Source organism: Streptomyces sp. Y7, from assembly GCF_043195415.1.
Taxonomy (GTDB): Bacteria; Actinomycetota; Actinomycetes; order Streptomycetales; family Streptomycetaceae; genus Streptomyces.
In genome coordinates this window covers 243,520-266,877 of sequence record NZ_JBIDDQ010000003.1, presented here as the reverse complement: position 1 = coordinate 266,877, position 23,358 = coordinate 243,520, and the positions used below count along the sequence as shown (strand labels likewise).

General features: G+C 72.9%; 22 protein-coding genes. 11 read left to right on the top strand and 11 right to left on the bottom strand.

Annotation, left to right across the window (positions count from 1 at the left end):
* Positions 1 to 3: 3 nt before the first annotated feature.
* From ACGFW6_RS12275 to ACGFW6_RS12245, 7 genes are all read right to left on the bottom strand, one after another.
* Complete coding sequence (locus ACGFW6_RS12275) at positions 4 to 909, bottom strand: hypothetical protein (protein ID WP_393507382.1); 906 nt, start codon at positions 907 to 909, stop codon at positions 4 to 6.
* A complete protein-coding gene (locus ACGFW6_RS12270) occupies positions 906 to 1,820 on the bottom strand; it encodes an ABC transporter ATP-binding protein (RefSeq protein WP_393507380.1) in 915 nt (304 codons plus the stop codon). Before ACGFW6_RS12270 ends, ACGFW6_RS12275 begins: the two co-directional genes overlap by 4 nt.
* 38 nt (positions 1,821 to 1,858) lie before the next feature.
* A complete protein-coding gene (locus ACGFW6_RS12265) occupies positions 1,859 to 2,131 on the bottom strand; it encodes a hypothetical protein (protein WP_393507378.1) in 273 nt (90 codons plus the stop codon).
* A gap of 82 nt (positions 2,132 to 2,213) precedes the next feature.
* The gene (locus tag ACGFW6_RS12260; RefSeq protein ID WP_393507376.1) at positions 2,214 to 2,645 is read right to left on the bottom strand and encodes a hypothetical protein; all 432 of its coding nucleotides are present in this window, start codon (positions 2,643 to 2,645) and stop codon (positions 2,214 to 2,216) included.
* A 411-nt stretch (positions 2,646 to 3,056) separates the two neighbouring features.
* Entirely contained in the window at positions 3,057 to 4,028 is a 972-nt protein-coding gene (locus ACGFW6_RS12255) for a nucleoside hydrolase (protein WP_393507375.1), read from the bottom strand.
* Between the two features lie 138 nt (positions 4,029 to 4,166).
* Positions 4,167 to 5,393: a threonine--tRNA ligase gene (gene thrS / locus ACGFW6_RS12250; protein WP_393507373.1), complete on the bottom strand. Its 1,227-nt coding sequence runs from the start codon at positions 5,391 to 5,393 to the stop codon at positions 4,167 to 4,169.
* 294 nt (positions 5,394 to 5,687) lie between these two features.
* Positions 5,688 to 5,876 (bottom strand): hypothetical protein, encoded by a 189-nt coding sequence (locus ACGFW6_RS12245; RefSeq protein ID WP_393507371.1) that lies wholly within the window; start codon positions 5,874 to 5,876, stop codon positions 5,688 to 5,690.
* Between the two features lie 98 nt (positions 5,877 to 5,974).
* Between ACGFW6_RS12245 and ACGFW6_RS12240 the strand changes: the two genes are divergently transcribed.
* The 5 genes from ACGFW6_RS12240 (at position 5,975) to ACGFW6_RS12220 (ending at position 10,805) form a co-directional block, all read left to right on the top strand.
* Entirely contained in the window at positions 5,975 to 7,324 is a 1,350-nt protein-coding gene (locus ACGFW6_RS12240) for a tetratricopeptide repeat protein (RefSeq protein ID WP_393507369.1), read from the top strand.
* A gap of 238 nt (positions 7,325 to 7,562) precedes the next feature.
* Positions 7,563 to 8,567: a permease gene (locus tag ACGFW6_RS12235; RefSeq protein ID WP_393507367.1), complete on the top strand. Its 1,005-nt coding sequence runs from the start codon at positions 7,563 to 7,565 to the stop codon at positions 8,565 to 8,567.
* Entirely contained in the window at positions 8,564 to 9,370 is an 807-nt protein-coding gene (locus tag ACGFW6_RS12230; protein WP_393507833.1) for a TIGR03943 family putative permease subunit, read from the top strand. The genes ACGFW6_RS12235 and ACGFW6_RS12230 overlap by 4 nt, the downstream gene beginning before the upstream one ends.
* A gap of 381 nt (positions 9,371 to 9,751) precedes the next feature.
* Complete coding sequence (locus tag ACGFW6_RS12225; protein ID WP_393507365.1) at positions 9,752 to 10,483, top strand: GAF and ANTAR domain-containing protein; 732 nt, start codon at positions 9,752 to 9,754, stop codon at positions 10,481 to 10,483.
* Positions 10,484 to 10,526: 43 nt separating this feature from the next.
* Positions 10,527 to 10,805, top strand: a complete 279-nt coding sequence (locus ACGFW6_RS12220) for a ribosomal protein L7/L12 (RefSeq protein ID WP_393507363.1) — start codon at positions 10,527 to 10,529, stop codon at positions 10,803 to 10,805.
* On the opposite strand, the gene ACGFW6_RS12215 is transcribed toward ACGFW6_RS12220, so the two are convergent.
* A complete protein-coding gene (locus ACGFW6_RS12215; protein ID WP_393507361.1) occupies positions 10,802 to 11,575 on the bottom strand; it encodes a hypothetical protein in 774 nt (257 codons plus the stop codon). The two genes, ACGFW6_RS12220 and ACGFW6_RS12215, sit on opposite strands and share 4 nt — an antisense overlap.
* Positions 11,576 to 11,888: 313 nt before the next feature.
* Between ACGFW6_RS12215 and ACGFW6_RS12210 the strand changes: the two genes are divergently transcribed.
* Positions 11,889 to 13,886 carry an Ig-like domain repeat protein gene (locus ACGFW6_RS12210; RefSeq protein WP_393507359.1) on the top strand — a complete coding sequence of 666 codons (1,998 nt, stop codon included), beginning with the start codon at positions 11,889 to 11,891 and terminating at the stop codon, positions 13,884 to 13,886.
* Positions 13,887 to 13,890: 4 nt separating this feature from the next.
* Here ACGFW6_RS12210 and ACGFW6_RS12205 read toward each other — a convergent pair whose 3' ends face one another.
* Both ACGFW6_RS12205 and ACGFW6_RS12200 read right to left on the bottom strand, forming a co-directional pair.
* Positions 13,891 to 15,210 carry a hypothetical protein gene (locus tag ACGFW6_RS12205; RefSeq protein WP_393507358.1) on the bottom strand — a complete coding sequence of 440 codons (1,320 nt, stop codon included), beginning with the start codon at positions 15,208 to 15,210 and terminating at the stop codon, positions 13,891 to 13,893.
* Positions 15,211 to 15,280: 70 nt separating this feature from the next.
* The gene (locus tag ACGFW6_RS12200; protein ID WP_393507356.1) at positions 15,281 to 16,483 is read right to left on the bottom strand and encodes a PP2C family protein-serine/threonine phosphatase; all 1,203 of its coding nucleotides are present in this window, start codon (positions 16,481 to 16,483) and stop codon (positions 15,281 to 15,283) included.
* A gap of 146 nt (positions 16,484 to 16,629) precedes the next feature.
* Between ACGFW6_RS12200 and ACGFW6_RS12195 the strand changes: the two genes are divergently transcribed.
* Together ACGFW6_RS12195 and ACGFW6_RS12190 are read left to right on the top strand one after the other, a co-directional pair.
* The gene (locus ACGFW6_RS12195) at positions 16,630 to 17,076 is read left to right on the top strand and encodes a hypothetical protein (RefSeq protein ID WP_393507354.1); all 447 of its coding nucleotides are present in this window, start codon (positions 16,630 to 16,632) and stop codon (positions 17,074 to 17,076) included.
* Between the two features lie 207 nt (positions 17,077 to 17,283).
* Positions 17,284 to 18,201, top strand: a complete 918-nt coding sequence (locus ACGFW6_RS12190; protein WP_393507352.1) for a hypothetical protein — start codon at positions 17,284 to 17,286, stop codon at positions 18,199 to 18,201.
* On the opposite strand, the gene ACGFW6_RS12185 is transcribed toward ACGFW6_RS12190, so the two are convergent.
* Positions 18,116 to 19,435, bottom strand: a complete 1,320-nt coding sequence (locus ACGFW6_RS12185; RefSeq protein WP_393507350.1) for a PLP-dependent aminotransferase family protein — start codon at positions 19,433 to 19,435, stop codon at positions 18,116 to 18,118. The two genes, ACGFW6_RS12190 and ACGFW6_RS12185, sit on opposite strands and share 86 nt — an antisense overlap.
* A gap of 76 nt (positions 19,436 to 19,511) precedes the next feature.
* On the opposite strand from ACGFW6_RS12185, the gene ACGFW6_RS12180 reads away from it, so the two are divergent.
* The 3 genes from ACGFW6_RS12180 to ACGFW6_RS12170 are packed head-to-tail and all read left to right on the top strand — an operon-like array spanning position 19,512 to position 23,341.
* Entirely contained in the window at positions 19,512 to 20,324 is an 813-nt protein-coding gene (locus tag ACGFW6_RS12180) for an alpha/beta fold hydrolase (RefSeq protein WP_393507348.1), read from the top strand.
* Between the two features lie 42 nt (positions 20,325 to 20,366).
* Positions 20,367 to 21,368: an endonuclease/exonuclease/phosphatase family protein gene (locus tag ACGFW6_RS12175; protein WP_393507346.1), complete on the top strand. Its 1,002-nt coding sequence runs from the start codon at positions 20,367 to 20,369 to the stop codon at positions 21,366 to 21,368.
* Positions 21,369 to 21,397: 29 nt separating this feature from the next.
* Positions 21,398 to 23,341, top strand: a complete 1,944-nt coding sequence (locus ACGFW6_RS12170; RefSeq protein WP_393507344.1) for an FUSC family protein — start codon at positions 21,398 to 21,400, stop codon at positions 23,339 to 23,341.
* The last annotated feature ends 17 nt before the right edge of the window (positions 23,342 to 23,358 follow it).

Here is a 23,358-nt window from a genome sequence, read left to right as displayed (position 1 = left end):
GCCTCAGCCGGTCGGCGCCTCGCGGCGTACGTACGCCCAGTATCCGGCCGCCGTCAGGGCCGCCGTGTAGAGCAGGAAAACCACCAGAGCCACCGGGGCCGACAGATCAGACCCGACCATGGCCTCGGCCAACGAACGCTCATCACCGGTGAACGCCGACGCGTCGGTGAGCATCGCGCGGCCGGCCGCGAAGGGCAGCCACTCGCCCACACCGTCCAGCCCGGGAACGTACCCCAGCAGCAGTCCGACCAGCCGTTCGCCGAGCAGGGGCCACAGACACAGCACCACCACCGGCAGTGTTCGGTTACGCATCAGCGCCACCAGCGCCATGCACAGCAGCGCCCAGCACCCCATCCACAGCACGAATCGGAGCACGGGCACAAGAACAGCGCTCCACGAAGGCTGCGGTGCACCCGCCACGGCGAGGACGACCGCCGCCGACACCCCACCCACCACGGCACTCGTCGCCGCCACACCGGCGCCGACCAAGAACCCGACCACGCTCTTCGCGGCGTAGGCGGTCCGCGGGCCGTTGACGGCGAGCCATGTCGTGCGCGCCGCGCCCCGCACCAGGTCCGTGGAGACCGGGCCCGTGCCGAGGATCAGCACGAGGAAGCACAGCATGGGGATCTGGGTGGTCATCGGCGCCCAGGCCAGCACGTCGCCGATCGAGGCCGCGCTCATCGCGCGTGTCCTGTCCAGGTCGAACAGCAGGCCCGGGCCGGTGAGCAGGCTCAGCGCAGCCACCACGGACAGAAGGACCCATGTCGACCGCAGCGCGGTGAGGTGGCGCCACTCGTAGCGGCAGGCGTTACGCAGCGCTTCGCCGGCCGGAACCTTCCGCGGCTCGAAGGAAGAGGACAGCGGTCCACCGGCAGCCGGTGGGGTGTGTGACAGGTGTGCGGTCACGAGATCCTGAACTCCTCTTCCGCGATGGACAGGTAGAAGTCCTCCAGCGACGGTGTGTCCTCGGACAGCCAGTGCAGTGCCACCCCGCCCTCGGCCGCGAGGGTGGCGATCCGGATCCGGTCCAGCCCCGTGATGTGCGCGCTCGGCCCGCCCGCGGGTTCCAGCCGCCCGCCCTGCTCCTCCACCAGGCGCGTCAGCTCCGTGAGATCCGGGGTCTGCACCGTCACCACGCTCCGGCTGCCTGCCCGGGACAGCAGCTCAGCGATCGGCGAGGCGGCCACGACCCGGCCGCGCGACAACACGACCACCCGGTCCGCGAGCTGCTCCATCTCTCCCAGCAGATGGCTGGAGACCATGACCGCTCTGCCTTGATCGGCCTGATCCCTCAGGAACTCCCGCAGCCAGCGGATCGCATGAGGGTCGAGGCCGTTGGCGGGCTCGTCGAGAATGAGCACCGGCGGATCGCCGAGCAGCGCCTGCGCGATACCCACGCGCTGGGCCATTCCCAGAGACAGCTCGGACAGTCTCAGCCCGGCCGCCTGCGTGAGGCCCACCAGTTCCAGCAGGTCGTCGACGCGCCCGTCCGACGCACCACACCCCGCGGCCACCATCCGCAGATGCGAGCGCACCCGGTGCTTGGGGTGACCGGCGATGCCGCCCAGGACCGCGCCCACGACGTGGCCCGGGGAACCCCAGGCGCCCAGCGGGCGGCCGAGGAAGTACGTGGTGCCCGCACCGCGGGCGAGGCCCAGCATCAGGCGGATGGTGGTGGTCTTGCCCGCGCCGTTGGCGCCGACAAAGCCGGTGACCTCGCCGGCGCACAGTGCCAGCGAAACGTCGTCGAGAACCGTTCTGCTGCCGAACGAGCGTCTCAGGTTCCGCGCTTCGACCAGTACGTCGCCTTTCGGCACGGTGTTCCTCTCGGGGCAAGTGCTCGGGACCGGGTTCCTCAGGACCAGGGAAAACCTTTGTTGATGCTGAAGAGCACGGTGAACAGCACCATCGCTCCCATCGGGACGATCACGAACGAGTCGGGTCGCTCGCGCCGGACGGCGCCCCAGACTAGGGCGATGATCGGCCCTGTGAGCCCGGCGGCCATCAGAGCCCAGCCCGCATCGTTGTTTCCGACCACGTGGAACGCGATGAACGCTGCCGTGATGAAGCAGAAGGGCGAGGCCCACAGGTTCTTGAGGGCGGATGACATTTCGGTGGTGGAGGCCATGGGTGTTTCCTCGCGATCGGCCGGGGCGGGTGCCCGGGCACCGGCTCGTCTCTCGGGCCGGTACCCGGGCATCACTTCTTGTTTAGAACAGGCTGTTGATGTAGCTCCACAGCGCGTACTGCACCTCACCGCCGGCGGCGACCCAGGCGATCCTGACCGGGTGGTACCAGGCCAGGCCGTTCATGTAGGAACGGAACTTGCCCCAGCCGCCCTTGGCGGCCTTGACCGCGTCGTCGTAGAGCTTGCCGCCGTGCCGCTTCAGCAGGTTGTACAGCGCCTTCACGGCACTGCTGGCGGCGCCACGGGTCTGGGCCCTGGATGCCTTGCCGTCGGCCACGGCGCGCACCGACTGCGCTTCCTTCGCGCTCAGTTCGGCCTTGACGGCCGGGTTGGCGAGAAACGTGCGTGCCTGGGCCGCGGACAGGCTCACCTCGGCGGTGGCCGCGGTCCGTGCGTGGTTGGCCTCCGAGGCCTGCGCCAGACCGGCACCGGCACCGAGCGTCACGGCAGCCATAGCCGAAACCGCCGCCATACGCAATGTATTGCGGGTCATGTAGAATCTCCCTTGCGTTCAATCGCAAGGGGAGGAAGCCCGTGCGGGCGACCTGAACAGGCGTGGAAACCGAAAAGGGTCCCCCCGGACTTCTTCCCCCGATTACTTCTTTGCGGACACGCCGAAAAAAGCCCCATGAGCGGCCGGTGAAGCCACATCCACGGGTGCTGAATTACGGGTCCTTGCGTCTCAACCTCGCTGGTCAGGGCGGGTGTTCGACGCGGTCAGAACGTAACACAGCCTTAGGCCACTTGGCCAGAAAGCGTGTTTACACATGGAGGACTCGCAAAGTTCCTCGCCCATTCTATTTAATCGGCAACCATTTCTGGCGAAACGAAATGGCGGCGAAATGGCGCCGGAATGGAGCGGGCGTCAGGCACGCTCCACTGTCGACAGGTACAGCTTTGTGAAGCGGTCGACGTCGACGTCCAGGGCGACATCGACCAGGGCCTGTTCGCGGGGGCCGCTGTGGAGTTCTGATTCGCCGGGGCGGGGGCGGCGGTCGACGAGGGTCTGGCCCCGGGTGGGGCCGGGGGCGAGGGAGACCTCCACCGGGAGGAGGCGGGTCGTGATGCCCGCCGGGTCGACCACCGCGCAGACCGCGCCCGCGTCACCGATGCCGCCCGCCTCGGGGTCGGTGGTGATGTCCGGCGCGGACGGGCGGTGGGCCAGGAGTTCGCCGGCGAGGCGGGTGCCCGGCTCGGGGTTCTCGCGCAGACGCCGTACGTCCGCGCCCGGGACCACGACCCGCTGGAAGACGTCCAGGCCGTACATGGTGATCGGCACCCCCGCGGTGAGCAGGATCGCCGCCGCCTCCGGGTCGTGCCACACGTTGAACTCCGCGACCGGCGTGGCGTTTCCGCAGGCCACCGCGCCGCCCATGAAGACGATCCGCTCGATGTTGCGGGTGACCTCGGGGTGCGTGCGCAGCAGCAGGGCGATGTTGGTGAGCGGCGCCGTGGGGATCAGGGTCACCGGATGCGGGGACGCGAGGATCTCGCGGCGCAGCAGCGTCACCGCGTCCACGTCGGCCGGGCGCCGCCGCGGGGCCGGCAGACCGAGGTCGCCCATCCCGTCCTCGCCGTGCACGTGCCGCGCCGAGCGCGAGAACTCGATCAGCGGGCGGTCGGCGCCCCGGCCCACGGGGATCTCCGGGGCACCGGCCTGCTCCAGCACGGTCAGGGTGTTGAGTACGACGCCGTCCACGTCGGTGTTGCCGGCCACGCAGGTGACCGCGCGCAGGTCGAGCCCCGGATGGCGTACCGCGAACAACAGCGCCAGGGCGTCGTCCACGCCCGTGTCGCAGTCGATGATCACCGGAATCGGCCGGTCGTCGTTCGGCACGAGTGGCTCCCCTCGTCACGGGTGCGGTGGCGACCGCACGTGAGCGACCTTACGGTGTCGTACAGGTGGAGTGCGTCGTCGTATGGCGCCGCCGCGCGGGCACGTGTGCGCGGCGCCATACGGCGTCTTTCCCCCGCTCTACGGCCCCTCCCACAGCTCGCCGCCGCGTGCCGCCACCCGGGCCGCGATCCGGGCGATCAGCTCCTTCGCCGGTACGGCCCCGGGCCTGCGCCCGTCCCTCAGCCGTACGGCCACGAGGTCGCCGTCCGCCGCCGCCTCCCGCTCACCGATGACCGCCACGTACGGCACATGGCGTGCCCCGCGCACTCGGGCGCCCAGGGTGCCCTGCTCGGGACCGGCCGATTCCGCCCGCAGACCCATTCGGCGGGCTCGGCCCAGAATCTTTTGCGCCTGCTCGACCTGCGCCTCCGCCACCGGCAGGATCAGCAGCTGCACGGGCGCCAGCCAGGCCGGAAACGCGCCACCGTGCTGCTCCAGCAGGTGAGCGACGGCCCGCTCCACGCTGCCGATGACGCTGCGGTGGACCATGACCGGCCGGTGCTTCGCGCCGTCGGGCCCGATGTAGTGCAGGTCGAAGCGTTCGGGCTGGTGGAAGTCGATCTGAACGGTCGACAGGGTCGCCTCGCGGCCCGCCGGATCGGCGATCTGCACGTCGATCTTGGGGCCGTAGAACGCCGCCTCGCCCTCGGCGGCCTCGTACGGGATCCCGGAGCCGTCGAGAACCTCCCGCAGCAGGCCGGTGGCCCGCTCCCACAGCCCGGCGTCGGCGACGTACTTGCCTCCCGCGCCGGGCAGGGAGAGACGGTGGCGCACGGCCCTGATCCCCAGATCGGCGTAGGCACGCGCGATGAGTTCCAGCGCCGCAGCGGCCTCGGCCACCGCCTGGTCCGGGGTGCAGAAGACATGGGCGTCGTTGAGGTGGATCGCGCGCACGCGGGTGAGGCCGCCGAGGACGCCGGACAGCTCCGAGCGGTACATCCCGCCCAGCTCGGCCATGCGCAGGGGCAGTTCGCGGTAGCTGTGGGCTCTGGAGCGGTAGATCAGGGCGTGGTGCGGGCACAGGCTGGGACGCAGGACGACCTGCTCGGCGCCCAGCTCCATCGGCGGGAACATGTCGTCGCTGTAGTGCGCCCAGTGTCCGGAGATCTCGTACAGCTCCCGCTTTCCGAGCACCGGCGAGTACACGTGCCGGTAGCCCGCCTCGCGCTCCACGTCCCGGATGTACTCCTCCAGTACGTGCCGGACGATCGCCCCGTCCGGGAGCCAGTACGGCAGGCCCGCGCCCATCAGGGGATCGGTGTCGAAGAGGTCGAGTTCACGGCCGAGGCGGCGGTGGTCGTGCATGGCTGCTCCTCCAGGTGAGAGGACGAGCACCCACGACGAAGCCCCGGGGCACTCGCCCCGGGGCTTCGGAATCGCTCAGCTGTCAGCGCGGCGCCGGGACGGGGTCCGGCGTCGTCGTGAGAGACGGATTCGCGCGCTGCATGGGCCGACGGTAACAGGGGCGGGCGCGAGATCGCGGTGATTTTCACGGTTCCCGTCACCACTGCGACGAACACCCCGACCTCTTCTGCAGCGAGACCTGCGACCAGGGCACATGACGGCCAATCCTGTTGTGATCAGGGGCCGTTCGGTCGGTTACGCTCGCCTACAGGCCGAGGCCTCGCCGTCGCCGCGGAGGCATACACCGCCATCGTGGCGTTCGTCGCCGAGGGCTGACGCCCGGGCCGGGCCCGCGTTGGCCGCCAGGATCAGCGTCGCCACGGCGACCAGCGCGGCAGCGACGCCTCGGGTGTACCGCTCGGTGGTGCTGGTGCGTTCCTGCACGGCGACCTCGCAACAGCTACGGGTTAAGCACGTTTAATACGCGGTTTAACCTAAGGTCGTCGGACTCGAACGGCAAGAGGTGCAGGGGGAGTTGACTCATGTCGGACCGTGACGACCCGGGGACGATCGGGCGAAGAGTGCAGCAGCTGCGGGCCGACCGCGGGCTGACGCAGAAGCAGCTGGCCGAGCCGGCGTACACCCCCGCCTACATCTCCACCCTGGAGGCCGGCCGGGTGCGCGCCTCCGACGACGCGCTGCGGCACATCGCCGAGCGCCTCGGCGTCGCGTTCGAGGAGCTGGCCACCGGCCGGGCCGCGCACCTCGTCACGGACCTGCGGCTGAGGCTGACCGAGGCGCAGCGGATCCTCGCCACCGGCGACACCGAGGCCGCGGCCGAGCAGTACACCGCGCTGCTCGCGGAGGCGGAGGGCAACGGGTTCGCCGAGGAGCGGGCGGCGGCGCTGCTCGGGCTCGGTGAGTGCGGGATCGACGCCGGTGAACTCACCGCCGCGCGGCATCACTTCGAGCAGGCGGAACAGGTCCTCGCGGAGGCCGGCGCGCCCCTGCCGGCCCGCGTCCCGGCCCTGCGCGGACGGGCCGTGTCGCACTACCTGACCGGTGAACTCCGTTACGCGGTCTACCTGCTGGAGTCCACGCTCGACGAGCTCAACCGCGGCGGTCTGCACGACCCGGACGCCCTGCTGCTGCTCTACGCCAGCGTCATCGGCCCGTACATGGACATGGGCGCCCACGCCCGGGCCGCCCAGGCCGCCGAGTACGCCCTCGCACTCGCCCCGCAGGCCGGCGATCCCGCGCTGGTCGCGCGGATGCACCGGTCCGTCGCCCGCACCCTGCTCGCCGAGGGGCGTATCGCCGAGGCCGACGCCTCTCTGGCCAAGGCGGCCGAGCTGTACCGGCAGCTCCAGATCCGTACCGAACTCGCGAACTGCCACTGGATGCGCGGCTACGTCTACGCCCAGAACGGCGACCTGGAGCGCGCCGAGACCGAGATGCGCGAGGCGCAGACGATGCTCACCGCCCAGCGCGCCGCGCTGTACACCAGCCAGGTCGCCGTCGAACTCGCCGACGTGCTGCACCGGCGCGGCAAGTCGGATGAGGCCGCCGCCCTGCTGCACGAGGTGCTCAGCGACCTCAGCGACGAGCGGGGCGCCCTGCACGCGGCCGCCGCCCACCGGCTGCTGGGGATCATCGCCGAGGACGCCCGGGACACCGATGCGGCCGAGGAGCACTACGTCCGCGCCCTGAGCCTGCTGGAGCGCGCGGGAGCGGCCGGTGACCTGGCCGACCTGTGCCGGCTGCTCGGCGACCTGCTGCGCCGCACCGGCCGGGTGGAGGCGGCGCTCGACGCGTACCGCACGGGGCTCGGGCACCGTACGGCACCGGGCACCACCACCCTGGGACCCGCCCCCGCACAGCCTCCTCTCTGAGGCCTCCGGCCCCCCGGCAGCCTGCATCCTCACGACCCCGCCCGCTGCCACGGCCTGAAGGGGCGCGCTGAACGGCGCGATCGCCCCCTCCGCAGACGGCCAACGGCCCGCCCCGGCATCCACCACCACCGCCGGCCACGCCACATCCCACAGCCGGCACCACGGGGAACCCCAGCCCGTCCACAGCCCTCACCGGTTAGCCTTCGCGGAGCTATTCGAACAGGTGGGGACGGGCACGGTGGAGAACCAACGGACCGTGGTCGACGGGCTGCGGCTCGTCGTGCGCACGCTGGTGTACGCCGTGCTCGGCGGCGCCGCGCTCGTCGCCATCGCCACGGTCGTCTCCGTCCTCGGGCCGCTGCTCGCCCTCGACCTCTACACCCCGCCCGTCGCCGCCTGGTGGACCGTCTTCACGGCCATCGCGGTGCAGGGCGTGCCCTTCCTGCTGCTCGGCACGGTCGTCTCGGCGGCGATCGGGGCGTTCGTACCGGAGAAGGTGTTCAGCCGGCTGCTGCCGCGCAACCAGGCCCTCGCCGTGCCCGTCGCCGGGGCCGCCGGTGTCGTCCTGCCGGGCTGCGAGTGCGCGTCCGTGCCGGTGGCAGGGAGTCTGATGCGGCGCGGGGTGGCCCCGGCCGCCGCGCTCGCCTTCCTGCTCTCCGCGCCCGCCATCAACCCGGTCGTGCTCGTCGCCACCTCCGTCGCCTTTCCCGGGCAGCCGCGGATGGTTCTCGCCCGGCTGATCGCCTCGCTGGTCACGGCCGTGGTGATGGGCTGGCTGTGGGCGCGGTTCGGGCGCGCGGAGTGGCTGCGTCCGCCGAAGCGGCACGGCGAGCCCCACGTCGGCGGGGTGCGCGCCTTCGTCGCCGGGCTCCAGCACGACTTCCTGCACGCGGGCGGCTTCCTCGTGCTCGGCGCGGCGGCCGCGGCGACCTTCAACATCGTGGTGCCACGGTCCGTGCTGGATCTCTTCACCGGGTCGGTGTGGCTGTCGGTGCTGCTGCTCGCCCTGCTGGCGGTCGTGCTGTGCGTGTGCAGCGAGGCCGACGCGTTCGTCGCCGCGTCGCTCAGCGGCTTCTCGCCGACCGCGCGGCTGGCGTTCATGGTGGTCGGGCCGATGGTGGACCTGAAGCTGATCGCCCTCCAGGCGGGCACCTTCGGACGGTCCTTCGCGCTGCGGTTCTCGTCCGCGACGTGGGTGGTGGCCGTGGTGACCAGCGGGCTGGTGGGGTGGTGGCTGCTGTGAGGCGGTTCGGGCCGGCTGTGCTGCTGCTCCTGACGGGGGCGGCGGTGCTGCGGATCTCGCTGTTCAGCGAGCTGTACCTGCGATATGTGCAGGTGGGGCTACGGCCATACCTGGTCGCGTCCGGGGTGGTGCTGGTGGTGCTGGGGGTGGCGGCGGCGGTCGCGAGGCGACCGGAACAAGAACCGCACGCCGAGCAGGGCCGGCACGCAGAGCACGGCGAACACGCCGGCCGCGATCAGCAACGCGAGCACGACGAGCACGACGATTGCGACGACGATTCCCGCGCCCACGATCAGCATGGCGGTCACCATAGCCCCCGCGTCGCCTGGCTCCTCACCCTCCCCGCCCTCGCCCTCCTGCTCTTCCCGCCGCCCGCCCTCGGCTCCTACAGCGCCGAGCGCGAGGCGGCGGAGCGGGCGGCGCAGGGGGTCGGGCGCTTCGAGGCGTTGCCTGCCGGGGATCCGGTGGAGCTGACGCTCGCCGAGTTCAGCTCCCGGGCGATCTACGACAGCGGGCGCTCGCTGTCGGGCCGTACGGTGCGGCTGACCGGTTTCGTCACCCGGGACGACGACGGCACCTGGTACGTCACCCGCCTTCTTGTCGCCTGCTGCGCCGCCGATGCCACCACCAGCAAGGTCGAGGTCCGGGGCGGGGGTGCTCCGCCGGCCGACGCGTGGGTCACGGTCGTCGGGACGTGGCATCCCGAGGGGCGGCTCGGCACGGATGCGGCTTGGCCGGCTGTGGTGGATGCCGGGTCCGTGCGGCGGGTCGGGCAGCCGACTGATCCGTATGAGAAGCGGTGAGGGTGGGGCGGGGCGGCGGGGCGGTGCGGTCGGTCGTTGTCTGCGGGTGCGTGGGGGTTATCGCGCAGTTCCCCGCGCCCCTGTAGGGCGGGGCCGTCGATCGTCTTCTGCGGGTGCGTGGGGGTTATCGCGCAGTTCCCCGCGCCCCTGTAAGGCGGGGCTGTCGGTCGTTGTCTGCGGGTGCGTGGGGGTTATCGCGCCGTTCCCCGCGCCCCTATAGGGCGGTGCGGTCGATCGTCTTCTGCGGGTGGGTGCGGGGTGATCGCGCCGTTCCCCGCCCCCGTAAGGCCGGGCGGGTGGGTGGGTTTTGTGTGGGGGGTTGCGGGTAGTCGGGCGGGGTTGGAGGCGAGATGCCGGCCGCGCTCGAGCGAGGAGGCTGCCGTGCGGCCCGAGGACGAGCGAGAGCGGGGCTGGGAAGCGGCGGACGCCGTCGCCGAGGGCGTGCGCGGTGCGGGGCCGGGTGAGGTACCGGGGCGGCTGTGCGACGTGGCCGTGGAGCTGCTGCCCGTCAGCGGCGCGAGTGTGTCCCTGCACAGTGACGGACTGCCCGTGCAGCTCGGCGCGAGCAGCGCGCAGGCGGCGTATGTCACTGAGATCCAGGCCACGTTGGGCGACGGACCCTGCCAGTCGGCGGCGGAGAGCCGCCTACCCGTACTGGCCCGTGACCTGACGGCCGGACAGGACGTGCTGCGCTGGCCGGTCTTCGCCCAGCAGGCCACGGCCGCCGGAGTGCGGGCGGTGTACTCGATGCCGCTGGGCAACGACGCCGTGTGCGTGGGCACGCTCGACCTCTACCGCGAGTCCCCCGGCGACCTCACCGACCGGGACCTGCTCACGGCACGGACGGTCGCCGGACTGATGACGGTGGCGCTGATGGCGCTGCCGCACATGGAGGAGGCCGGCGAGCCGGGCGCCGAACGGTGGCTGAGCGGCCTCGCCACCGACCATGACCGGGTCTACCAGGCCACCGGCATGATCATGGCCCAGCTGCACATCGGCACGGACGAGGCGCTGGCCCGGCTGCGCGCGCACGCGTTCTCGCACGGCCGTACGGCACTGGACACGGCGCGGGACGTGCTGAGGCACCGGCTGCGGTTCGACGACGAGTTCTAGGGAGGACGTCCGGGAACCCAGGGCCCCCATAGGATCGTCGACCATGGAAATAGCGGGTCTCTTCTGCATCCTCGTCGGCGTCCTGGCGGTCATGGGCGTCCAGAGCCGGATCTCCCTTGCCGACAAGCGCGTCGCCCGGGTCGAGCGCAAACTCGATCTGGTCATCGATCACTTGGGGCTGCGCGAGCCGGTCGACCCGCGCATGGACGAGGTCGTCGCGCTGCTGCGGGGCGACAAGAAGATCCAGGCGATCAAGGTCTACCGGGAGATCACCGGGGCGGGCCTGAAGGAGGCGAAGGACGCCGTCGAGCGCATGGCCTAGACGTCCTGCCGGCCCTGTTTCCTGACCTCCGCCAGACGGTGGGCGCCGAGTTCGACGGCCGCCCAGGTGGCGTCGGCCGGTACCTCGGCGAGGCCGCCGTTGGTGACGGTGATCGCGTCGTCGCCGACCCGGACGGCGGCGAGGTGCAGGGTGAGCGTGGGCGCGTCGTCGGCCTCGGAGACACCGCGCAGGACGATCCGCAGACCCTGCCGGGCCTCCCCGACCTGAGGCATCTCGGCCTTGCCGACCTCCACCTCGAGGTGCCCGCCGCGCGCGGTCGCCGTGAACTGTCCGCACGCGTCCGGCAGGGTGCCGAGCCACGCCAGCGTCGCGTCGACGTCCTCGGGCCGGTGGGCCACGATCCGGTAGCGGAGCTGGGCCTCGTCCCAGGGGTCGTCCAGCGCCGTCGAGGCCCGGGTGCGGGCGTCCGGTCCGAACAGGTCCTCCGCGTACAGGACGTCGAGCAGCCGCCGGCACTCGGCCGAGTCGGTGGTCGCCTTCAGCATGGTGTCCCGCCAGGTCGCGAACCCCTCGGTGGGCGTCCAGGGTTCGCCGAGGTCGGCCTCGGTGATCAGCGCCGCCCGCGCCTGGCCCTCGGTGAGCGTCGGCGCGGCCGCGGGGGCCCGCGTCCCGCCGCTGGGTGCCGCCGGGGAGGCGGGCCCGGCCGTGGCCGCCCGCTGCGGCCACGAGACGGAGCACGCGGACACGGTCAGCAACGCGCCCGCGAAGAGCGCCGGGGCGATGACGGCACGGGCCGAGGGACGGGGCATCGCAGGGCCTCCTGAGCTGGTGTCGAGGACGCGCCCAAGATCGGCACGTCTTCATAAGGCACCACCCCGGCAGGACGACCACCAGCGCGCCGAGCCGTCCGGGTGACGTTCCGGCGCCGCCCGGAGGAACGCCCGGGTCCCGGGATCAGGGCCCCGAGGGGCGGTTCCCGGCCGTTCTCACCCGTCTCTTACGGCCCCCTTCACCTCGTTGTCGGTGACATGACCTAGCCTTCGATCACTCAGGCGGCACGCGTGCCCGATTCCCGCCGCGGCCGCCCTCCTTTTCTTTTCGTTCCGGGGGGTTCGAAGAACCGTGCGCAGACGCACTCTCCCTACCGCGACGGCACTCGCGGTCCTGTTCAGCTCGGTCGCGCTGGTCGCGGCCGGTGCCGGGTCGGCGGCCGCCGACGCCGGCGTCCCCGTGCCCCTGAAGTCGACCGGCGACATCGTCGTCGACGGGGCCCACCAGCGGGTCTTCATCAGCGACCCGACCGCCGGCCAGGTCGTCGTCACGAACTACGCCGGCACCGTCGTCGGCACCGTCGGTTCGCTGCCCGGTGTCCGCGGGCTGGAGCTGTCGCCCGACTCGGGCACCGTGTACGCGGCCGTCGGCGACGCCGACGCGATCGTGGCCATCGACACGGCGACGGCGACGGAGGCCCACCGCTGGTCCACCGGCACGGCCGCTCCCCGGTACGTGGCCCTGACCGGCGGCAAGGTCTGGTTCAGCTACGGATCCGGCGGTGACGGCAACATCGGCTCGCTCGACCTGAGCGGCCCCGACCCGGTCCTCGCCCTCGGCCAGGACACCGGCCGTACCTTCTACGACGCCCCGATCCTGGACGCCTCCGCGGGCGCCCCGGGCACGCTGGTCGCGGGCGCGCCGGGCCAGAGCCCGGTCGAACTCGCCGTGTACGACGTCTCGTCGGGCACCGCCAGCCGCAGCGCGTACGCCTTCGACCCGGGGAACACCGGCGGCGGCAACCTCGCCGACCTCGCGGTCACGCCCGACGGCAAGGACGTGATCACCGCCAGCGGCGCCCCGTACTACCAGGCGGTCTACAAGCTGTCCGACCTGTCGGCGGACGGCAAGTACGTCACCAACACCTACCCGAACGCGGTGGACATCGCCCCGAACGGCGACGTCGCGGCCGGCACCTTCTCCTGGTACGACCCGGACGTGCACGTCTTCAAGCAGGGCGTGTCGACCCCGGTCAAGCAGTACGACTTCCCCAACACCGGCAACAGCAGCGGCTCCGACACCCTCGCCGCGCGCGGCCTGGCATGGGCGCCGGACGAGAGCAAGCTGTTCGCGGTGTCGCTGAACGACAGCGACGTGTACTCGCTGCGCATCTTCGACGCCCCGACGAAGTCGCCCGTCACCCTCACGGCGAACGCCCCGGCGACGGCGACCCGCGCCAAGCCGCTGACGGTGACCGGCTCGCTGACCTCGTCGGCCGCGTTCCCGACCGGGACCAAGGTCTCCGTCACCCGCACCGACGACGAGTCCCCGGCGGGCAAGGCGCTGGGCACGGCGACGGTCGCGGCCGACGGCTCGTACACCTTCACCGACACCCCGCCGGCCGGCGGCAAGGTGACGTACACGGTCTCCTACGCGGGCGACGCGGACCACGCGGGGGCCACCGCCACGCGCTCGGTCACGGTCGCCAGGTCGGCGACCACGTTGACGCTGAACAACAACCTGAAGGTGTACGCCTACAACAGCAGCGTCACCTTCACCGCGCACCTGGGCACCACCTACAAGAACCGCACGGTGGAGATCTGGGCCGACCCCTACGGCTCCGACAAGCCCAACGCGCTCGTCAAGAAGGGCACGGTCGACTCGGGCGGCAACCTCACGGCGACCGTGCGGCTGACCCGGGACGCCAAGATCAGCGCGAAGTTCACGGGCGACACGCGGTACGCGGCGAAGACGACGACCAACACCGTCTACACGAAGGTGAGCGTCTCCTCCTCGCTGAGCGGCGCCTACAAGACGGCCACGGCCTGGAACGAGAAGTACTCCTACTTCCGGCAGTCCAAGGACCCGGTCTACAACACGGCGATGACGATGTACCCGGGCCGCACGTACCAGTTCCAGATCCAGCAGTTCTACAGCAGCGCCTGGCACACGACGGCCACGGAGTACTTCGCCCTCGACCGCTACGGCAAGGACTCGGTCCTGCTGGACGACAACCCGCCCACGGGCGTCCGGTTCCGGATCCGCTCGTCCTACATCGACACGGCGTCGGGCGACAACGTCAACGCGACGACGTACGGCTCCTGGAAGTACTTCACCTTCACCCGCTGAGCCTTCACCCGCTGACCTGCAACTCCCGCAGTCGGCGGTGGATGTTCTCCAGGGCGCCCCGGCGGCGCCCTGGAACCCTCCCCCGCAACTCGGCCAGGGCGGACCCCAGTTCACGCGCGAGCACGGTGTCGCGGATCTGGCCCCACTGGTGGTGCGCCCGGTCCACCGCGGCTTCCACCGCGGGCGTGTCCGGGGTCTGCCCCGCGCCGAGCCGGGCGGAGGCGACCGTCAGCCAGGTACGGCAGCTGCGCACCGGGTCCCCCGCCAGCATCGCCAGGTCCGCCCGGACCTCGCTCCAGTGCAGGGCCTCCGGCGAGGCGGGCCCGTGCGCCCGCATGGCCCCGTGCTCCTCCAGGGCCGCCAACGCGTCGGCGTCGTCGTGCTGCCCCGACTGCACGGCCGCGGTGATCGCGGCATGGGGATCGACCGGCACGGGACGCCGCGTGGGGCGGGGCGGCGGGCCCGGCACGGAGGTCAGCACGAGCGTCGGCGGGGTGCCGGTCAGGCGGGCCGGTTCGGGGCTCGGCACCGACGCCGGCACGGCCTGCGCCGCGAGCACCGGGGCCGCCGCGGGCACGGCCGGTGCCGCGGGCACGACGGAGGCCGCCGGTACGACGGAGGCCGCGGGCACGGCGGGTGCCGTGGCCGGTACCGGGTTCGGGACGTAGGGCGGCACGGACGCCTGCGCGGGGCCCTGTGCCGTCAGCACGATGTCGGTGCCCACACCGGCCTCCGGCGAGATCCGCGCGAGAGCCTGCTGGTGCAACTGGTCCAGGGGCGGGCGGTGTCCGCTGCGCAGCAGGGTCGCGACCGCCTTCATGTACGCCGGGCCCGCCACCGTACGGCGGTTGGGCGGCGGCGCGATCCGGCCGTACACGGCGCTGGTGCGCCCCGAGTCGAGGGGGTTGGCCAGCAGCCACTCCCAGGTCTCCGCATCCGCGTGCAGATCGACGACGAGCGAGGTCGAACCCGGTGCGCGCAGGCGCAGTTCCTCACGGAACCAGTGCCAGGGGAACCCGGTGTAGCGGACGGACGCCGGGGTCGAGCGGGCCAGCGCGAGGTGCGGCAGGTGCTGGCGCCGGTCCAGCTGGAGCTGCCCGGCGACGAACACGGTGAGCGGCCCGGGCGCGGCCGCGGCGGCGCGCAGCCGGGTGAGGACGGCCTGCGGCTCCAGCGGGTCGGCGAGTTCGACGACGTTGGCGGTGTCGGTGCCCGAGAGCACCGGGGGCGGCACCGCGGCCAGGACGGGAAGCACGGAGGCGGCGTCCACCAGACAGCCCTTGCCCACCGGTGAGGCGGCGAGCAGCAGCACGGTTCCGGGCATCGGTCCCTCCCCATCCCCCGTCGATCACGTACGGCAGCACCGTAACCGCTGCGGGTGCAAAGAAGGGATCTCAGCCCTGCAAACGTCCATTTCCGTCCCCATTCCCCCCACCTTTCCCGGCATCCGCACGCCGCCGCACCGCGAACACCGTGGTGTCGTCGGCGAGATGCCCTCCGCAGTGCAGCAACGTGCGCTCCCGCACGAACGCGACCAGCCGCTGGGGCCGTGCGAGGCCCGGGTCGGCGGCGACGGCCTCGGTGACGTCGGCGGCCAGCGGATAGAAGGTGCCGTCGCCGTCCCGGGCCTCGGTCACGCCGTCCGTGGTCAGCAGCAGGGTCTCGCCGGGGAGCAGGGGTACGCGCAGCACGGGCGGCGACTCACCGCGGGGGTCGAGTCCGGCCATGCCGAGGGGCAGGCCGTGGCCGGGCGGCAGGTGCCGTACGCCGTCGGGGCCGACGACGAGCGGGGGGTCGTGGCCGAGAACGACCGCGACCACGGCCTCCGGCTCCCGTTCGGGGAAGCCGATCAGGACGGCGGTGGCGAACCGGTCGCGCTCCTCCCGGCCGAGGGCCTCCCGCATGAGGATGTGCCGCTCCAGCCGCTCCTCCAGGCGCAGGGCGACCGCCGCCAGGTCCGGCTCGTGGTATCCGGCCTCGCGGAACGTGCCGAGCAGGGCGGCCGCCACCTCCACCGCGCCCAGGCCCTTGCCCTGGACGTCGCCGAGGATGACGCGGGTGCCGTACAGGCCGATCTGGATGTCGTAGAAGTCGCCGCCGACCCTGGCCTCGCTGTCGGCGGCGAGATAGACGGCCGCGTGCTCCAGGCCGCCCCAGCCCGGCGGCAGCGGCCGCAGCACGGTGCGGCGGATGGTGGCGGCGACGTCCTGGATGTGCCCCATGCGCCGCTCGCCGCGCACCCGGACCACGCAGGCCGCCGTGGCAAGGACACCACCGATGCCGGCGAGGACGAGGTCGGGCAGTCCGGCCTGGTACTCGTGCGGCAGGACGGCGTCCGCGGCGACGTACACGGCGGGTGCGAGGACCGCGAAGACGGCCGTCCCCCAGACCCCGCAGATGGCGGCGGCGATACCGGGCACCAGCACGATCCAGGACAGGATCCGGAAGTCGGCCGTGGTCCGGAAGTCGACGGCCACGATCCCGACGAGCAGCAGCAGCGGCGGCAGCCAGGCGACGCTGCGGCCCCGCACGCGCAGCAGACCCTGCCGGGGTGCATCACCCTTCAGGCCGGATGCACCGTCGCTGACGGCCCTCATGCGCCTCAGACAAGCACGCCGTTCAACGCGCCGCATCCGGGTACCCGGGCCCGCACCGGCGAGTTCGGCGAGCACGCCGACTTGCCGTCCGACCGCTCCCGGGTGTGCCCTTGATGGCGGGGGCGAGGAGAGAGAGGAGTGCTCTCATGGCTCACGCGGCACCCACGCCCGGCGCACGGACCCCGGCGGCGCTCACCCCGCTGCCCGACGTCTTCAGCGCACGGACCCACCGCATCGCGGGCATCGTGACACCGGTGGTCCTCGGGCTCATCTACGGCTACTGGGCCGCGGCGAACCGGCGCTCCGGCGGCGAGATCACGGGCTGGAACCTGCTCTTCGGCTTCGTCACCGCGGCCGTGTTCATGATCGTCTACGTCGGCGTCCGCGCCCTCGCCCCGCACATGCGGCGCGAGCTGCACGCCATCGTGTGGGCGGCCTTCGTGGGCGCCGCGTTCGGATTCCTGTACAGCCAGGCCGGCGCGGCCCTCATCAGGTCCTGCGTGATGGGGGCGGTGATCGGCGCGGTCACGTTCGCGGTGATGTTCTACCGCTACTACACGCACGAGGACGCCGCGGGCCACCGCATCGGCTGAGCCGCGCACGGGCCGGCCCCGGCCGCCCGCCGACGGCGCGGCGGTGCCGGGGCCGGACCGTTTCCCCTTCATCCACCCACAACCCGGTCCTCTCCTCTGCTCCATGAGACACCCGTTCGGGTGAACCCTCCACCGGAGAGCGGTGCCGTGCGGCCGTATGCAGGCATCCGCCTGGCGCACCCGCCCCGGTGACCCTTGCCTGAAGGTGTGCCCACCCGTGTCCGGAACGCCCTGTCGGCAGCGCTGATCGCCCTGTCGTGCCTGCTCGTGCCGTTCGGCGCGCTGGCGGCCTGGGTGACCTACGGGCTGGCGGACGCCGGCCGCTATGTCACGGCGATGGCGCCGCTCGCCGCGGATCCGGCCGTGCAGGGCGCGGTCGCGGACACCGTCGAGGCCGGGATCCTGGACGAGGTCGACGACCGGCTGAAGGCGTCACCGGAGGCTCCCGGTACCGCCGGCGTGCGGCCCTTCGTGGACGACGCGGTGCGCTCGTTCACCCGGACCGAGGCTTTCCACACGGCGTGGGACGCGGGCAACCGGGCGGTCCACGACGCCGTGCTGCGGGCCCTGCGGGACGACAGCGAGCGCGCGGTCACCGTGGATCTGGCCCCGATCACCGCGCAGGTCAAGCGCCGGCTCACCGACGACCACGTCCCGCTCGCCCGGCACATCCCGGTCGAGCACACCGAGGTCCCCGTCCTCCCGGCGGACGAACTGGCGCGGCTCAGGAAGGGGTACGACGTGCTCGAAGTCGCCGGATTCTGGCTGCCGGTCTCGGCCGCGGTCCTCGCCGGGACCGGGATCGCCGTCGCCGCGTGCCGCCGTCGCGCGGTCACCGCGACCGCCCTGGGCACGGCGCTCGGCGGCGCGTTCCTCGCGCTCGCGGTGGCGATCGGCCGCCGGCTCACCCTCGCCGACGTCCCGGAGGCCGCGCACCGGCCGGCCGCCGGCGCGATCTACGACGCCCTGACGCAGACGCTGCGCACGGTGTCGTGGCTGCTGGTCGTCGTGGGTCTGGCGGTGGCCCTGGTGTGCCGGTTCACGGGGTTCCTCGCGCAACGCCGGCAAGCGTCCGCAGTGCCCGCCGCAGATCCGGCTCAGGAGCCGACGCGAGCCCGAGTCTGACGGCGTCCGGGGTGCGGTGCGGGTCGACGGCGAAGGCGGGGCCCGGCGTCACCGCGATGCCGTGCGCGGCCGCGGCGGCCGTGAAGGTGTCCGCACGCCACGGCGCGGGCAGCTCCCACCAGGCGAAATAGGCGCGCGGATCGGACCGTACGGCGAAGTCCCGCAGTTCCTCGGCCACCACCCGCTGTCTGCGCGCCGCGTCGGTCCGCTTCGCCTCGACCAGCCGCCGCACGGTGCCCTCCTCGATCCACCGCACGGCCGCCTCCAGCGCGAACCGCCCGGCGCTCCAGCCACCGGAGCGCACGGCCGCCGCCACCGCGTCGACGCGCCCCTCCGGGACGGCGACGAAGCCGGCGGTGAGCCCGGGGGCGACGCGCTTGGAGAGGCCGTCGACGACGTGGGTGAGGCCGGGCGCGTGCGCGGCGAGGGGGTCGTCGTCGGTGAGGAAGGACCAGATCCGGTCCTCGACGACGGGGATGCCCAGGTCGAGCACGGTGCGGGCGAGCAGGCGGCGGCGCTCGGGGCCGGTCGTCAGCGAGGTCGGGTTGTGCAGGGTGGGCTGGAGGTAGAGCGCGGCCAGGGGAGCGGTGCGGTGGGCGGCGGCGACGGACTCGGGGCGCGGGCCCTCCTCGTCCGTGGCGAGCGGCACCAGGGTGATGCCGAGCCGGGCGGCGATGTCCTTGACCACCGGGTACGTCAGCGCCTCGACGCCGACCCGGCCACCGGGCCGGACCAGGGAGGCGAGGGTGGCGGCGACGGCCTGGCGGGCGTTGCCGGTGAACAGGATCCGCCCGGGAACGGGGTGCCAGTCGGGTGTGGCGAGCAGCGCGGCCGCCGCCGCGCGCGCCGCGGGGGTGCCGTCGGCGGGAGACGGGCGCAGCGCCTCGGTGAGGACGTCGGGGCGCTGGAGCGGTGCGAGGGCGGGGGCGAGCAGCTCCGACTGGCCCGGCGCGCAGGGGTAGTTGAGCTCCAGGTTGACCGGCGCCGCGGTCGCGGCCTCGACGAGGGCCCGGCCGGTGGCCTCGGGGGCGGCGCGGACGAAGGTGCCGCGGCCGACCTCGCCGACGACCAGTCCGCGCCGGACGAGTTCGGCGTACACCCGCCCCGCCGTCGATCCGGCGATCCCGCGCCGGCGGGCGAACACCCGCTGCGGGGGCAGCCGTTCGCCGGGCCTCAGCCGTCCGGCGGTGATCTCGTCGGCGATGCGGTCGGCGATGCGCCGGTAGTCGTCCACGTGCCCTCCCCTGACATTGCACCGAGAGCAAAGATCTTATTGCACCGAGGAGTTGGGGCGATCTAGGGTCGTTCACATGACCCCTTTCCTCGCATACGAGGACAGAGGCGCCGATAGCGCGTCGGTTCCTCTCGTCCTCGTCCACGGCCATCCCTTCGACCGCACGATGTGGGCCCGGCAGCTCGAGACGTTCTCCGCCGCCCGCCGGGTCGTCGCCCCCGACCTGCGCGGCTACGGCGCCTCCCCGGTCGTCCCGGGCGTCACCCCGCTGTCCGGCTTCGCCGCGGACATCGAGGCCCTGCTCGACGAGCTGAAGGTGGAGACCTTCGTCCTGGGGGGCCTGTCGATGGGCGGCCAGATCGTCATGGAGTGCTACGCCCGCTTCCCCGAACGCGTCCGGGGACTGGTCCTGGCCGACACCTTCCCGGCGGCCGAGACCGAGGAGGGCAAGCGGGTGCGCGGCGCCATGGCGGACCGGCTGCTGCGCGAGGGCATGCGCGGGTACGCCGACGAGGTGCTGGAGAAGATGGTCGCGCCGTACGCGTCCGCCGAGGTCAAGGCCCACGTCCACCGCATGATGACGGCGACCCCGCCCGAGGGCGCGGCGGCGGCCCTGCGCGGCCGTGCCGAACGCCCCGACTACCGCGAGCTGCTGACCCGGGTCACGGTCCCCGCCCTGGTCGTGGTGGGCGCCGACGACACCTACACCCCGGTGGCGGACGCCGAGGCCATGCACAGGGCCCTCCCGCACTCGACCCTCCGGGTGATCGAGGGGGCGGCACACATGCCGAACCTGGAGCGGCCTGAGGAGTTCGACGAGGCGCTGGCGGCGTTCCTGGAGCAGGTCGACGGCTCCACGCAACCTTCGCCCCACGGGCCCCGTCTTTGAGGGAGGATTCGGGCATCGCACCCGCGAGCGGAAGGCCGGGACTTGGACACTGCGGCTGCCCAGTGGACGGCACGACCGGAGGGCGGTCCCGCACGGCGGGGCGGCCGGCGGTTCGGTGCCTGGGTGGCCGGGCTGCTGTTCCTGCCGGTCAGCGTGGTCGTCGGCTGCCGGGTCGCCGACAGCGACGGCGTCACCCCGGTCCCGCAGTTCCTCGCGTTCCTGCCGTGGCTGCTCGTGCCCGCCGGCTTCGGGCTGCTGCTCGCGCTGCTGGCGCGCTGGTGGTTCGGCGTCGTGTGGGCCCTCGCGCTGCTGGGCGCGCTGGCCTGGTTCATCGAGCCGTACGGCAGGACGACCCGGGCGGGCGGACCCCCGCTCGTCTCCTTCCGGGTGCTGACCTCGAACGTCGAGTTCGGGCAGGCGACGGACGCCCTCGTCGCCGACGTCCGCCGAGCGAAGCCGGACATCGTGTTCGTCCAGGAATGCGAGTTCACCTGCGACGACACGCTCAAGAAGGCGCTCGGCGGCGACTACCCGCACCGGGCCGCCCAGGTGGCCGGCGGTTCCAAGGGCTCCGTCGTCCTCAGCCGTTTCCCGCTCGACCCCGCCGAAGGCGTCGACGGCGCCATGGCCATGCCGGGCGCCGTCGCCGACATACGCGGGCACGCCGTACGGCTCCAGCTCGCGCACCCCATGCCGCCGCTGCCCGGCCGGACCGACCTGTGGCGGCGGGAGCTCGGCGAGCTGCGGGACTTCGCCGCCGAGGACCACCGCACGCCCCTCGTCGTCGCCGGGGACTTCAACGCCTCCCAGGACCACGCCGCCTTCCGCCGGATCCTGGACACCGGCCTGCAGGACGCCGCCCGGCTCGACGGCCACGACCGCACGCCCACCTGGCCGGCCCGCACGACGCCCGCGTTCGGCGTGCAGATCGACCATGTGCTGCTCTCCGACGACTTCTCCGTGCGCGCCGTCCGCTTCCTCGACCTGACCGACACCGATCATCGCGCCGTTGTCGCGGACCTCACGCTTCACCAGGGCCGATGAGCTGAAGACGGGTGCCCATAATGGGCCGCATGCCCCGCGAGCTCCCCATCGGCCTCACACCCCCCGACTGGCTCGTGCGGAACCTGCGGGCCCAGCCCGCCCCCGTCAACTGGGCGGCCGTGGTCCGGGCGGCCGTCGCGATCGCCCTGCCGCTGGCCATCGGCCTCGCCGTCGACCGCCCCTTCTACGGCGCCCTCGCCTCCATGGGCGCCCTCAACGGCGTCATCAGCGACACCGCGGCCGCCTACCGGGTCCGCATCCCCACCATCGCCATCCCGCAGCTCTTCGGCGCCGTCGGCGTCACCGTCGGCGCCCTGGTGTACGGCCGCGGCTGGGTCGCCGTCGCCGCCGTCACCGGGGTCGCCCTGGTCTCCGGGATGATCTCGACGATCGGTGCGGTCGCCTCCGCGTCGGGCCTGGTGCTGCTGCTGACGTGCGTGGTCGGCGCGGGCCTGCCGATGCCGGGCGAGTGGTGGCTGGCGCCGCTGCTGATGTCCGGCGGCGGACTGCTCGTCCTGGCCCTCGCGCTGCTCGCCTGGCCGCTCAGGTCGGGGGTGCCGGAACGGGCCGCCGTCGCGGACACCTACCGCACGGTCGCCCAGCTGCTGACGGCCGTCGGCGGCGGCACCCAGACCTACGACGACGCCCGGCACGCCGTCACCCAGTCCCTGAACCAGTCGTACGACACCGTCCTCGCCCATCGCGCCCGCCACCACGGCCGCAGCCCCGAACTCGCGCGGCTGCTCGCCCAGTTGAACGCCATCACCCCCGTCGTCGAGGCCGCGCCCGCCGCCCACCTCGGCGGCACCCGGCTGCCGCCCGAGATCCCCGAGGCGGTACGGCATCTCGCCTCCGCGGTGGAGACCGGGTACACCGGCCCCACCGGGCTGAAGCCGGCCGCCCCGGCCACCGAGGCCACCCGGGCCGTCGACCACGCCCTGCGGTACGCCGCCGAGGTCGTCGCCACCCCCGACGTCGACCCCCGCGGCATCGACGACCGTCTGGGCCGGCCGGCCGCGCTGAGCATCCGGGCCGCGCGCGCCGCCCGCAACGTCGCCCTGTCCGCTGCCTCCTGGCGCTACGGCCTGCGCCTGGCCCTGTGCATCGGCATCGCCCAGGTCCTGGTGTCGATCATCGCCGTCCCCCGTTCCTACTGGGTCGCCCTGACCATCACCTTCGTCCTCAAGCCCGACTTCGGCTCCGTCTTCTCCCGGGCGCTGCTGCGGGCCCTCGGCACGGTCGCCGGGCTGGTCATCGCGGCGGCGGTGCTGGCGGAGGTGCCGCGCGGCTGGTGGGACGTGCCGGTGCTGCTGGTCCTCGCGCCGCTGGTCCCGGCCCTCACACCGCGCGGGTACGGCTATCAGACGGCCGCCATCACGCCGGTGATCCTGCTGCTGTCCGACGTCCTGAACCGCCAGGGCACCGGGCTGCTGCTGCCGCGTCTGGTCGACTCCCTGATGGGGTGCGCGATCGCCCTGGTCGCCGGGTACCTGCTGTGGCCGGAGAGCTGGCACACCCGTGTCGGCGACCGGCTCGCGAGGGCGGTGGAGGACACGGCCCGCTATGTGGAGGCCGTGTTCGGTCCGGACGCCGTCGACCCGCCGGCCCGCGCCCGGATGCGCCGCGGCCTCTACCGCGACCTCTCCGCCGTCCGCACGGAGTTCCAGCGCGCCCTGACCGAACCGCCGCCCACCGGACGCCGGGCGGCCGCCTGGTGGCCGCTGGTCGTGGCCGTGGAACGGATCGTGGACGCGACGACGGCGGCACGGGTCCGGGTCCGCCACGGAGCGGCCCCGCCGTCCTCCGCCGAGGTCACCCAGGTCGCCCGCCAGCTGCGGGAGCTGGCGGAGGGCGTACGGGAGGCCGAGACCCTCTACGAGGTCCGCACGGACCTCACGGGCCCTGCGGGAAGCGTCCTGGAACCGCTGAGGCAAGAGGTGGCGGCGGCACGCGCCATCACGTCCCCGCGCTGAATCCGACCTCTGAAGCC

Excerpts from the sequence above, each read along its gene's own strand:
- ACGFW6_RS12180 (WP_393507348.1), top strand. The coding sequence starts at position 19,512 with ATGACCCCTTTCCTCGCATACGAGGACAGAGGCGCCGATAGCGCGTCG.
- ACGFW6_RS12170 (WP_393507344.1), top strand. The coding sequence starts at position 21,398 with ATGCCCCGCGAGCTCCCCATCGGCCTCACACCCCCCGACTGGCTCGTG.
- ACGFW6_RS12200 (WP_393507356.1), bottom strand. The coding sequence starts at position 16,483 with ATGAGGGCCGTCAGCGACGGTGCATCCGGCCTGAAGGGTGATGCACCC.
- thrS (WP_393507373.1), bottom strand. The coding sequence starts at position 5,393 with ATGCACGACCACCGCCGCCTCGGCCGTGAACTCGACCTCTTCGACACC.
- ACGFW6_RS12205 (WP_393507358.1), bottom strand. The coding sequence starts at position 15,210 with ATGCCCGGAACCGTGCTGCTGCTCGCCGCCTCACCGGTGGGCAAGGGC.
- ACGFW6_RS12215 (WP_393507361.1), bottom strand. The coding sequence starts at position 11,575 with ATGCCCCGTCCCTCGGCCCGTGCCGTCATCGCCCCGGCGCTCTTCGCG.
- ACGFW6_RS12265 (WP_393507378.1), bottom strand. The coding sequence starts at position 2,131 with ATGGCCTCCACCACCGAAATGTCATCCGCCCTCAAGAACCTGTGGGCC.
- ACGFW6_RS12240 (WP_393507369.1), top strand. The coding sequence starts at position 5,975 with ATGTCGGACCGTGACGACCCGGGGACGATCGGGCGAAGAGTGCAGCAG.
- ACGFW6_RS12195 (WP_393507354.1), top strand. The coding sequence starts at position 16,630 with ATGGCTCACGCGGCACCCACGCCCGGCGCACGGACCCCGGCGGCGCTC.
- ACGFW6_RS12260 (WP_393507376.1), bottom strand. The coding sequence starts at position 2,645 with ATGGCTGCCGTGACGCTCGGTGCCGGTGCCGGTCTGGCGCAGGCCTCG.
- ACGFW6_RS12220 (WP_393507363.1), top strand. The coding sequence starts at position 10,527 with ATGGAAATAGCGGGTCTCTTCTGCATCCTCGTCGGCGTCCTGGCGGTC.